Origin of the sequence: Methylobacterium longum (assembly GCF_022179385.1) — a bacterium.
Taxonomy (GTDB): Bacteria; Pseudomonadota; Alphaproteobacteria; order Rhizobiales; family Beijerinckiaceae; genus Methylobacterium; species Methylobacterium longum.
Genome location: NZ_BPQS01000016.1, coordinates 58,260 through 69,391, shown reverse-complemented (window position 1 = coordinate 69,391; position 11,132 = coordinate 58,260). Strand labels below are relative to the sequence as shown.

Genomic DNA, 11,132 nt, shown 5'->3' with positions numbered 1-11,132 from the left:
CCGAAGGCGCGGCCGATGCCCGCGCCGGACCTGCGCGCGCTCCGACGACGGTCCTCCCGGCCCGGGCCCCTACCCGCCCCGGCTCCCGTGCTCGGTCCCGGGGGCCGTGAGCACCAGCACCGTCCGGCCGGGCAGCGGCACGGCGGCGCCGGCCGCGCAGGCCGAGGCCCCATCCGGCGGGAGCGCGCCGTCGGGCGCCCCCGTGCCGAAGACCGGCATCCACGGCCCGCCGATCACCGGGGCGAGGCGGAACGTGCAGGCCCCCTCTCCGGCGTTGAACAGCATCAGCAGCCGGTCGCCCGGATCGCCGTCGTTGCCGATCTGCATCCCGAACACCTGGAGCCCGTCGTCGGACCAGTGGCGCCCCTCCATCTCGGTGCCTTCCGGCGCGAGCCAGTGCACGTCGCGCAGGGGTTCGTCCGGATCGATCAGCGCGCCGGTGAAGAAGCGCCGCCGCCGCAGGGCCGGTTGGGCCCGGCGCAGGGCCAGCAGGTTGGCGACGAAGTCCGTGAGACGCGGATCCGGATCGGTGTCCCAGTCCATCCAGCTCGTCGGGTTGTCCTGGGCGTAGGCGTTGTTGTTGCCGCCCTGGCTGCGGGAGCGCTCGTCGCCCATCAGCAGCATCGGGACGCCCTGGGCCAGCATCACGGTGGCCAGCATGTTGCGCGTCTGGCGGGCGCGGAGCGCCAGGATCGCCGGATCGTCGGTGTCGCCCTCGACCCCGTAGTTGCGGCTGACGTTGTGGTTATGCCCGTCGCGGTTGTCCTCGCCGTTGGCCGCGTTGTGCTTCGCCTCGTACGACACCGTGTCGGCCAGCGTGTAGCCGTCGTGGCTGGCGATGAAGTTGACGCTGGCCAGCGGCGAGCGCCCCGACGGGGCGAAGACCTCCCGCGAGCCGGTCAGGCCCTGGGTGACCTTGGCGAGGGTGCCGGCATCGCCTTTCCAGAACCCGCGCGTGGCGTCGCGGAACTTGTCGTTCCACTCGCTCCAGCCCCGCGGGTAGCCGCCGAGCTGGTAGCCGCCCTCCCCGATGTCCCAGGGCTCGGCCACCATCTTGATCCGGGCGAGGACCGGATCCTGCGCCACCGCCTGGAAGAAGGCCGCCTGCGGCGTGAAGGCGATCGGCGCCCGCCCGAGGCTCGAGGCGAGATCGAAGCGGAAGCCCGCGATGCCGTAGGCGGTGACCCAGTGGCGCAGGGAATCGAGGACGAGCTGCATCACCCGCGGGTGGCTCGCGTCGAAGGTGTTGCCGCAGCCGGTGCAGTCGAGGTTGCGGCGCGGATCGGCGGGGTCCAGCTTGTAGTAGCTGGCATTGTCGATGCCGCGGAACGACAGGGTCGGACCGGTATGGTCGCCCTCGGCAGTGTGGTTGTAGACCACGTCGAGCCAGGTCTCGATCCCGGCGGCGTTCAGCTCCCGGACCGCCGCCTTGAGGCCGCCGAGGCCGCCCTCCCCCAGGTAGCGTGGATCCGGCGCGAAATAGCCGACGGGCTGATATCCCCAGAAATTGACGAGCCCCTTCTCCACCAGGAAGCGGTCGTCCGCGAAGGCCTGGATCGGCAGGAGTTCCAGGGCGGTGACGCCGAGCTTGACGAGGTGCTCGATGATCGCCGGGTGGGCGAGCGCCGCGTAGGTGCCGCGCTCCGCCTCGGGGATGTCGGGATGCGTGCGGGTCAGCGCCTTGACGTGCGCCTCGTACACCACCGTCTCGGCGAGCGGCCGGCGCACCGGATTGAGGGCGAGGTCGGGCACCTCGGGGGCGGTGACCACGCCTTTCGGCATGTAGACGGCGCTGTCGCGCCGGTCGATCCGGTCCTCCCGGCCCCGGCGGTGCCCGTAGAGCGCGTCGTGCCAGCGGATCCTGCCGCGGATCTCCCGGGCGTAGGGGTCGAGGACGAGCTTCGAGGCGTTGAACCGGTGGCCGGAGGCCGGATCCCAGGGGCCGTGCACCCGGTAGCCGTAGAGCTGGCCCGGCAGCACCCCGCGCAGGTACCCGTGCCAGACGTCGTCGGTCCGGCAGGGCAGCCGGACCGTGCGGGTCTCGTGCCGCTCCCCCGGCTCGAACAGGCAGATGTCGACCGCAGTGGCGTGCTCGGAGAACAGGGCGAAGTTGACGCCGCGCCCGTCGAAATGGGCGCCGAGGGGCGCCGGCACCCCGTCATCGACGGCGATCATGCGGGGCGTCCGGTCACGCGGGTGGCGGCGGGCGGAAGCAGCGGGCGGCGCCGGCTATTCGGCGGCCGCGGCGGCGGCGGGGGGCTCGCGCTCGACCGTGCGGAAATTCTCGAGTTCCGCCAGGAAGTTGCGGGCCCACCAGTCGACATCCTCGCGGGTCATGCGCTCGACCATCGGCTTCCAGCGCGCCAGCCGCTCCGCCTTCGGCATGTAGAGCGCGGCGCGGATCGCCTCGGCGACCTCGAACCGGTCGTAGGGGTTGATCAGCAGCGCCTCGGGCAGCTGCCGGGCGGCGCCGGCGAATTTCGACAGGACCAGCACCCCCGGATCGTCCTCGGACTGGGCGACCACGTATTCCTTGGCGACGAGGTTCATGCCGTCGCGCATGGGCGTGACGAGGCCGACACGGGCCGCCCGGTAGAGGCCGGCGAGGACGGGGCGGGGATAGGCCTTGGTGATGTACTGGATCGGCGTCCAGGCCGGGTCGCCCAGCGAGCCGTTGATCTCGCCGACCTTCTCGTTCACGTCGCGGGCGAGCTGCTCGTATTCCGGCACCTCGCTGCGGGATTTGGGCGTGATCTGGATGTAGGTGACGTTGCCGCGCTGGTCGGGATTGGAGGCGAAGAAGCTCTCCACCGCCTCCATCCGCTCGGGCACGCCCTTGGAATAATCGAGCCGGTCGACGCCGATCAGCAGCTTGCGGGTGCGCAGGCCCGCGATGGTCTCGCGCACGACCTTGTTGGCGTTGGCCCTCTCGGCGGCCTCCTTGAAACCTGCGACGTCGATGCCGATCGGGAACGCGCGGATCCGGGTGCGGCGGCCGTCGACCATCAGCGAGCCGCCGCCGAGGGGGATCGCCCGCTGGGTGTCGACGAGGTTGCGCTGCAGGTTCTGGACGTCGGCCTCGGTCTGCAGGCCGATCAGGTCGTAGTCGACGATGGCGCGCAGCAGCTCGCCGCTCGCCGGCAGCGAGTTGAACACGTCGGCGGCCGGCCACGGGATGTGGTGGAAATAGCCGATCGGGTTGTCGAGCCCGAGGCCGCGCAGCTCCGCGGCCAGCGGCAGCAGGTGGTAGTCGTGGACCCAGATGATGTCGTCGGGCTCCACCAGCTTGGCGAGCGCCCGCGCGAAGGTCCGATTGACGCGGCTGTAGCCGGCGTAATCCGAGCGCGAGAAGGCGCCGAGACCGAGCCGGTAGTGCATGATCGGCCACAGCGCCCGGTTGGCGAAGCCGGCATAATACTCCAGATGGTCCTGCGGCGAGAGGTCGACGACCGCATACTGGACCCGGTCCCGGTCGATCAGCGTCGGCTCCTCCGAGGGCTCCTCCGTGATGGTGCCGCTCCAGCCGAACCACAGCCCCTCGTAAGCCGTGAAGGCTTCCTTGACCGCGACGGCCAGGCCGCCCGCCGCCACCGCCTTGCCGCCCTCTTCCGGGACGGCGACGCGGTTCGATACGATCACAAGGCGTGCCACTCGGGTCGGCTCCGGATCAGGGGCGCGGGTCTGGTCGAGGATCTCGCCGCGCCTGCATCGGGACTTCACTTATATGTCAGAACGCGCGGGGACCCTGCGCGATCCTTTGTTGTGTCTCGGGGCAACCCAAGCGTGAAGCCGGGCGCGGGTCAAGTCGCGGTCCTGCGGTTCCGGGACAGGCGCTTCGGCTCCGTTCCGGCGCCGCGCGCCCGCGGCCTCCGATCGGTCCGAACGGAAATCCGGGGCGCGCGCGGCGCGCAAGCCTGGCAGTTCTGCCGGACCGTGCCTGAACGTGGACTGAGCGGCGTGCCGCGCGGTCTTCGAGGGCGCAGACGGTGCCGGAACCGGTGGCAGCCCAATCGGTTACTCAGCCATCGCGGGGGCCGCGGTCGCCGCGAGCGGCTTCGTCCCCGCGCCGCGAGGAGTGCTTTCGAGATGGCCGGCAACGAGTTCCCGCAGGACGCGCACAAGGACCCGCTCGCGGATCCGCTCCACGAGACGCCGCACGGGGCTGCGGACGAGCGCGCTCAGTGGCGCGGCCTGCAGGGCGACGTCGAGGGGCTGGCCGACGTGGCAGCGGAGCGCGGGCGCGGGCTCCTCGACGCGGCGCGGCTGCAGGCGCAGACCTATGTCGAGCAGCGCAAGAGCGACGCCGCGCAGTCGGTTCACGATCTGGCCCAGACGATCCGCAGTTCCGGCCGCGACCTCGGCGACAAGCCGAACGTGCGCGCCTTCTTCGACAGCGCCGCCGACGGGCTGGAGCAGCTCGGCTCCTCGATCGAGCGGCGCAGCCTCGGCGAGTTCTACAGCGAGGCCGAATCCTTCGCCCGGCGGGCACCGGTGGCGGTGGCGGTGGGCACCTTCGTGGCCGGTCTGATCGCCGCCCGCTTCATCAAGTCGTCGAGCCTGCCGCCCGAAGCGGCGGACGGCGACGCCCGCGACAGCTTCCGGGCCTGACGCCATGGCCCAGGGTCCTGATCCGCGGCAGGCGGGCACCTCTGCCGGCGCCTCCCCCGGTGCTTCCAGCATCCAGAGCCTGATCGGCGATGCCCTGCGGGAGACCAACGAACTCGCCCGCAAGGAGATCGCGCTGTTCCGCGCCGAGATGGCGGGCAACGTCCGCCAGCTCATCGTCGGCCTCGCCTGCATGGTCGGCTCGGCGGTGTTCGCCGTGGTCGCCCTGCTGGTCCTGATCGGCGCCCTGGTGAAGTGGCTCGCCACCATCGTGGGCTCCGAGTGGCTCTCGGCCCTGATCGTGGGCGGCGTGCTGCTGGTTCTCGCCCTCGGGATGGCGCTGTGGGCCCGCAGCGTCCTCTCCCTCTCGACCCTGGCCCCGACGCGCACCACGCGTCAGGTCCGTCAGGATGCCCAGGCCCTCTCGGAGCGCGTATCCGGATGAGTACGATGAACGACCTCGAGAAGGAGATCGAGGAGAGTCGCGCTCGGCTCGACGATACGATCGACCGCATCCAGGGCCGGCTCTCCGTGCCGAATCTCGTGGACGAGATGCTGGGCAATGCCCGGCGCGTGCCGGCGCTGAACACCACCTATGACAGCGCCCTCGACGCGGTGCGCCGCAACCCCGTTCCGGTGCTGCTGATCGCGGCCGGCGTCGGTCTGCTGTTCAACCGGATGGCGCGCGATGCCCAGCGCCGGCGCACCCAGGTCTCGGCCGAGCGCGTGCCGACCCTGAACACCGGCGCGGCCCGCGGATACGACCCCGACCTCCCGACCGTGCGCCCGGCCCGGGATCCGCTCGACACGACCGAGATCTGACACGCGGGATCTGAGACCGACGACCTGAGTCCGGCCCACAGGCCGGGAAGACCGGCGCCGCCCGCGCGGACCGCGCGCCGCCGACGACCGACATCCGAGGATAGCGTCATGACCGACAAGCCGGGCACCACCCCCTCCTCCAGCATCCCCGAACAGCTCGCCGCCGAGGCGGGGATGCCGCACGGTTCCAGCGACAGGAGCCTGCGGCCGGACGCGGCCGGCCTCGGCGATCCGGGTGCGCCCGGCGCGGCGGCCGGTGATTTCACCCTCCGTCCCGACCCGCGCGGCCTGCACGACCCGCTTCCGCAGGGAACCGCACCGCTGTCGTCCGGCGGCTCGTCGGGCGGCGGGACGGGGGATGCCGCGAGGGACGGTGTCCGGGCGGCGGGCGACCGGGCCGCAGACCTCGCCGGACAGGCGCGCCGGAGCGTGTCGGATCTCGCCGACGACATCAGCGACCGTCTCGGCGGCGCGGCCGATCAGGCGCGGGACCGCGCCTCCGCGGTCTACGACGACGCGCGGGAGCGCGGGAGTGCCCTCCACCGCCGCAACATGCGGGCGCTGGACGACTTGACGAGCCAGGGGCTCGAGGGCCTCAACCGCGGCCGCACCGCGGTCGAGCGCTTCGTGGATGACAACCCGCTCCTCGTCGGCGTTGTCGGCGTCGCGGCCGGACTGCTGCTCGGCGCGCTGCTGCCGCGCACCCGCCAGGAGGACCAGAACATCGGCCCCTGGGCCGACGAGGTCCGCGACCAGGGCCTGCGCTACGCCCGCGAAGTGACCAACATCGGTCGCGAGTTCGTCCAGACCGCCCTCGATCCGGACAACCTCAACGCCGCCGCCCGCAAGGTGGCGGATCCGGACGGCCACAAGCCGCCGGAGGACGAGCGGACGGCGCACAACCTCTGATTTGAGGGCCGAGCTCGGCGCCGGACGTCCGCATCGCGGTCACGCCGGTGCGCGCGATCCGGGGTCGCGCGGCGCAGGCTTGCGCCGCGCGCTCGCGCACCCTGCGGCGGACCGGGCCGGTCAGTCCCGGTAGAGCGCCGCATGCGCCTCCCGCAGGAGGTTCTTCTGCACCTTGCCCATGGTGTTGCGCGGCAGTTCGTCCACGAAGAGCACGCGCTTGGGGCACTTGAACCGGGCGAGCCGGCCTTCCAGGGCGGCCTGGACGCCGGCCTCGTCCGGGCAGCCCGCGCCGCCCACCACCACGGCAGTGACGGCCTCGCCGAAATCCGGATGGCCCAGGCCGATTACGGCGGATTCGATCACCCCCGGCAGCGCGTCGATCTCGGTCTCGACCTCCTTCGGGTAGACGTTGAAGCCCCCCGAGATGATCAGGTCCTTGCCGCGCCCGACGATGTGGACGTAGCCCCGCGCGTCGACCTTGCCGAGATCGCCCGTGATGAAGAATCCGTCGGCCCGAAACTCGGCGGCGGTCTTCTCGGGCATGCGCCAGTACCCCTGGAACACGTTCGGGCCCTTCACCTCGATCATGCCCACCGTGTCCGGGCCCAGGGCCGGCCCGCCCTCGGGCGGGACCACCCGCAGCGACACCCCCGGCAGGGGGAAGCCCACCGTGCCGGCGACCCGGTCGCCCGCGTAGGGGTTCGAGGTGCTCATGTTGGTCTCGGTCATGCCGTAGCGCTCGAGGATGGCGTGGCCGGTGCGGGCCTGCCATTCCCGGTGCGTCTCGGCGAGCAGCGGCGCGGAGCCCGACACGAACAGGCGCATGCCCTTGGCCGCCTCCGGGGTGAGGCCGGGCTCCTTGAGGAGCCGCGTGTAGAAGGTCGGCACGCCCATCAGCACGCTGGCCCGGGGCATCAGGCTCAGGATCAGCTTGGGGTCGAGGCGGGGCAGGAACAGCATGGAGCCGCCGCTGGCCAGCACCGTGTTGATCGCCACGAACAGGCCGTGGGTGTGGAACACCGGCAGGGCGTGGATCAGCACGTCGTCGGCGGTGAAGCGCCAATACGCGACGAGGGTCCGGGCATTCGACGCGAGGTTGTCGTGCGTCAGCATGGCGCCCTTCGAGCGCCCGGTCGTGCCCGAGGTGTAGAGGATCGCCGCCAGATCCTCCGGGCCCCGGACCACGTCCGCGAAGGCGCCGCCGCCGCTACCCTGCCGATCCGCCGCGTCGGCCGCGCTGCCGCCGCCCGCCCCGTCGAGGGTCCAGATCGTGCGGACGCCCGCGGCGGCCTCGGTCAGCGCGTCGCGCCGGCCCGGGTCGCAGACGAACAATGCGGGCTCGGCGTCGCCCAGGAAGTAGCCGATCTCGGCCGGCGTGTAGGCGGTGTTGAGCGGCAGGAACACGGCCCCGGCCCGGACCACGCCGAGATACAGGAGGATGACCTCGGGGCTCTTCTCCACCTGCACGGCCACCCGGTCGCCGGGCTGCACGCCCGCTGCCCGCAGGGCCGCCGCGTAGGCGCCGGACCGGGCGATCAGGTCCGCGTAGGTGTAGCGGCGCCCCTCGGGCGTCTCGATCGCGGTCTTGGCGGGATCGGGCACGCCGTCCCGGATCAGGGAGAAGAGGTGGTTCGTCATCGTGAGGCTTAAGCTGTCGCGGGCCTAGGTCTCACGCACCCATAGCCGCCCGAGGGGCCATCCGGCGAGCCCTTTCAGGCGGTGAGCCGCTGCCGCAACGACAGGAAGGCCCCCTCCGGTACCCGTTCGGGGGCGAACAGGCCGAGACCGGTCGGCGCCGCCATGCCGACATAGATCGCCTCCATGCCGCCCCGGCCATAGGCTTCGTGCCAGAAGCCGGAGCCCTTGGAATCCCGGGAAAAATCCTGCCACCACGTGCGGTGCGGCTCCGAGCGGGTGAAGCGCTCCAGGCTTTCCAGGTCGCGCCAGTACTGGCGCATGCCGACATGGGTCAGCCCAAAGACCAGGGTCTCGTGGGCCAGGAGACCGTCCGGCCGCGACCGAACCGAGGCCGCAATGCCGCGCCCGAGGCCGACCAGCGCGCGCAGGCCGCGCCAGCGGGAGTCCCGGAAGCCGAGATAGATCACCACGAGATCGGGATAGGCGGAGAGATCCACGGACCGGCGGACGGGGGCACCTTGCATGACGCGGTCTCCCAGGTTTGTATGCACCGTAAACATGAATCCGGATGCTTACAGTGTCAACATCCGATCGGGACGGGGCCTACCATCACGGCGACCTCCGGGCGGCCCTGGTCTCGACGGCCCTGGACCTGCTGGAAACCGGCGGCGCGGCGGCCTTGTCGCTGCGCGCGGCCGCCCGCGCCTGCGGCGTCTCGGCGATGGCCCCCTATCGCCACTTCGCGGACAAGGAGGAACTGCTGGAGGCGGTCGCCGCCCGGGGCTTCGCCGACCTCGCGGCCGTGCTGGGGGCGGCCGATGCCGGCGCGCAGGGCGCGCAGGCGCTGGCCGCGCAGGGGGCGGCCTACGTGACCTTCGCCTGCCGGCACCCGGCTCTGTTCCGGCTCATGTTCACGAGGCCGTGCCGGGACCCGGTCGGATCCGAGGCCTACCGGATCCTGGAGCGGCGGGCGGCCGCGCTGGCCGGCTCGGGAATGCCGGCCGAGGACCTGACGCTCGCCGCCTGGTCGCTGGTGCACGGGCTGGCGGCCCTGATCCTCGACCGTCGGGTTCCCCTGGAGGGCGAGGCCGCCGAGGCCCTGGCCCGGCGCATCACCCTGGCCTTCGCCGCCCGCCTGACGGCGGAGGGCTGACGGCGAAGTCGGGCTGGCGAAGTCTCGACGGTGAAGGCTCGACGGCGCGATTCCGGCCGGCGCCGCTTCTACGCCTCGGCGAGCACCACGGCCCGCGGCGGCGGCAGCTTGGCACGCAACTCCCGGGTCACGGCCGGTGCGGCCACGACGGTGCCGAGATTGGCGTAGGTCTCGTGGTTCCGCTCGATGGCCGCGAGGTCGTAGAGGTAGTTGACCATCAGACCATGCGACTGTCCCAGCCCTTTCTTCGAGGTGTCGCCCAGGAAGTTGATGCGGTCGAGGCGCGCGCCGTTGCCCAGATGGAACCGGGCCACGGGGTCGAGGGGGCGCCCGCGCTCGTTCTTGGCGCGCAGGAAATAGGCCGCGGCGGCCGGGATCAGCGCCTTCCGCACGGCCTCGGCCCGGGTCTTGTCGGCCGCCCAGTCCGGATCGTCCAGCGCCCGCAGGGTCTCGATGTCCTCGGGCAGGAGCCCCTGCGGGCTGTCGGCCCGGCGCTCCCGCGCCAGCCACGCGGAGAAGCCCGGCACCGGCGACAGCGTCACGAAGGTCTTGAGCGTGGGGATCTCGCGGGTGAGATCCTCGACCACCTGCTTGATCAGGAAATTGCCGAAGGTGACGCCGGCGAGCCCCTTCTGGCAGTTCGAAATCGAGTAGAACACCGCCGTGTTGGCCGCCTGCGGCTGCAGGGGCTTGCGCGCCTGCGACAGGATCGGAGCGATGGCCGGCGCGATCTGGTCGGTCAGCGCGACCTCCACGAAGATCAGCGGCTCGTCGGCCAGAGCCGGGTGGAAGAACGCGAAGCAGCGCCGGTCCGGCGGCTCGATCCGGGCGCGCAGGTCGTCCCAGTCCGCGATGGCGTGCACCGCCTCGTAGCGGATGATCTTCTCCAGGATGTGTGCCGGCGTCGTCCAGTCGATGTGGCGCAGCACCAGGAAGCCCCGGTTGAACCACGAGGCGAACAGGTGCTCGAAGTCGCAGTCCAGGCTGTCGACGGCGTCGAGCAGGGCGGGATCTGCCGTCTCGCCGGACCGGAGCGACCGGCGCAGGTCGAACAGGTCCTCGCGCATCCGCACGAGGCTGAGCGTGCCGCCGCGGGCGAGGTTGAGGCGGCGGATCAATTCCTGGCTGCGCGGCTCGGCGGCCTCGTGCAGGGTGCCGAGGCGGGCGCGGGAGGGGGTGGCGCGGTAGGCGGCGATCGCGGCGTCGACCGCCGCGTGGTCCGCGTCGAAGTCCAGGGCGATGGCCCGCAGGAAGACGTGGCGCTCGACCTGGCCGAAGCTGGCGTAGCGGTCGAGGATCAGGCGGGCCAGCGCCACCCCGGAGGCCTCGCCGCGCCGGGAGATCAGGTCCTCGCAGAGCTTGACGAGGTCGTTGGCGCTGGCCCGGGAGGCCATGTCGCCGCGCCCGATGCCGATCAGGTCGCGGCCGCGCTCGCTGATGGTCTGAAGCAGGTCGCCGAAGAAGGAGATCGCCGCCATGACCCTTGCACTGACCCCGCCGGCCCGGACCTGAAGCGCCTTCGGCTCCCCGACGCCGGCTCGTCGATCGGGAGCGTGCTGGATCGGATTCCGGGAGCCACCGGCCCGCGGGCGGAGGCCGGATCCGGTTCCGCCGCCACTCTACGGCGGCGCGGCCGCCGCGACCAGAGCTTGACCGGTCGCGGATCGCAGGTCTTCGCCTAAGGGACCGGCACGAAGGGCGTGTGACGGCGCCGTGTGCGGATCAGAGCCGCTCGGCCACGGTGGCGAGGTCGGCCCGCTCCCGCCAATCGCCGATTCCGTGCTGGCGGGCGAAACGGAGCTCGGCCGCGCGACGGGCGCGCTCGGGGTCCCGGGCCCGGGTGATCTCGACGGACCCGATCGTGAAGGGCACACCGAGGATTTCCTTGGCGAAATCGACGCGGTAGTTCGGCATTCCGTACTCCCTGTTGCGACGGTGGCGGATGCGTCCGCACGGAACGAAACCGCCGCGTCGTCCGTATCTCCGGCGGAACCTCGCTCGCCCC

At 71.9% G+C, this 11,132-nt stretch carries 11 protein-coding genes; 5 read left to right on the top strand and 6 right to left on the bottom strand.

All coding sequences use genetic code 11. The features are described from left to right. Window positions 1-69: 69 nt before the first annotated feature. Entirely contained in the window at window positions 70-2,175 is a 2,106-nt protein-coding gene (gene glgX / locus MFF58_RS15810; protein ID WP_238289628.1) for a glycogen debranching protein GlgX, read from the bottom strand. Between the two features lie 54 nt (window positions 2,176-2,229). Continuing rightward, window positions 2,230-3,651: an alpha,alpha-trehalose-phosphate synthase (UDP-forming) gene (locus MFF58_RS15805; protein ID WP_238289626.1), complete on the bottom strand. Its 1,422-nt coding sequence runs from the start codon at window positions 3,649-3,651 to the stop codon at window positions 2,230-2,232. Between the two features lie 435 nt (window positions 3,652-4,086). On the opposite strand from MFF58_RS15805, the gene MFF58_RS15800 reads away from it, so the two are divergent. The 4 genes from MFF58_RS15800 to MFF58_RS15785 all read left to right on the top strand — a co-directional run bounded on the left by MFF58_RS15800 (window position 4,087) and on the right by MFF58_RS15785 (window position 6,336). Continuing rightward, on the top strand, window positions 4,087-4,608 hold the full coding sequence (locus tag MFF58_RS15800) for a hypothetical protein (protein WP_238289625.1): 522 nt from the start codon (window positions 4,087-4,089) through the stop codon (window positions 4,606-4,608). A gap of 4 nt (window positions 4,609-4,612) precedes the next feature. Beyond that, window positions 4,613-5,050: a phage holin family protein gene (locus tag MFF58_RS15795; RefSeq protein WP_238289624.1), complete on the top strand. Its 438-nt coding sequence runs from the start codon at window positions 4,613-4,615 to the stop codon at window positions 5,048-5,050. A 5-nt stretch (window positions 5,051-5,055) separates the two neighbouring features. After that, window positions 5,056-5,427 (top strand): DUF3618 domain-containing protein, encoded by a 372-nt coding sequence (locus tag MFF58_RS15790; RefSeq protein WP_238289623.1) that lies wholly within the window; start codon window positions 5,056-5,058, stop codon window positions 5,425-5,427. Window positions 5,428-5,535: 108 nt separating this feature from the next. After that, the gene (locus tag MFF58_RS15785) at window positions 5,536-6,336 is read left to right on the top strand and encodes a hypothetical protein (RefSeq protein WP_238289622.1); all 801 of its coding nucleotides are present in this window, start codon (window positions 5,536-5,538) and stop codon (window positions 6,334-6,336) included. A gap of 120 nt (window positions 6,337-6,456) precedes the next feature. Here MFF58_RS15785 and MFF58_RS15780 read toward each other — a convergent pair whose 3' ends face one another. Next, window positions 6,457-7,974 carry a malonate--CoA ligase gene (locus MFF58_RS15780; RefSeq protein ID WP_238289621.1) on the bottom strand — a complete coding sequence of 506 codons (1,518 nt, stop codon included), beginning with the start codon at window positions 7,972-7,974 and terminating at the stop codon, window positions 6,457-6,459. Between the two features lie 74 nt (window positions 7,975-8,048). After that, window positions 8,049-8,498 (bottom strand): monooxygenase family protein, encoded by a 450-nt coding sequence (locus MFF58_RS15775; RefSeq protein WP_238289620.1) that lies wholly within the window; start codon window positions 8,496-8,498, stop codon window positions 8,049-8,051. A 44-nt stretch (window positions 8,499-8,542) separates the two neighbouring features. On the opposite strand from MFF58_RS15775, the gene MFF58_RS15770 reads away from it, so the two are divergent. Further along, entirely contained in the window at window positions 8,543-9,127 is a 585-nt protein-coding gene (locus tag MFF58_RS15770) for a TetR/AcrR family transcriptional regulator (RefSeq protein WP_238289617.1), read from the top strand. Between the two features lie 68 nt (window positions 9,128-9,195). On the opposite strand, the gene MFF58_RS15765 is transcribed toward MFF58_RS15770, so the two are convergent. Both MFF58_RS15765 and MFF58_RS15760 read right to left on the bottom strand, forming a co-directional pair. Then, window positions 9,196-10,605 carry a malonyl-CoA decarboxylase gene (locus MFF58_RS15765; protein ID WP_238289615.1) on the bottom strand — a complete coding sequence of 470 codons (1,410 nt, stop codon included), beginning with the start codon at window positions 10,603-10,605 and terminating at the stop codon, window positions 9,196-9,198. A gap of 244 nt (window positions 10,606-10,849) precedes the next feature. After that, window positions 10,850-11,041: a hypothetical protein gene (locus tag MFF58_RS15760; protein WP_238289613.1), complete on the bottom strand. Its 192-nt coding sequence runs from the start codon at window positions 11,039-11,041 to the stop codon at window positions 10,850-10,852. Window positions 11,042-11,132 lie beyond the last annotated feature (91 nt).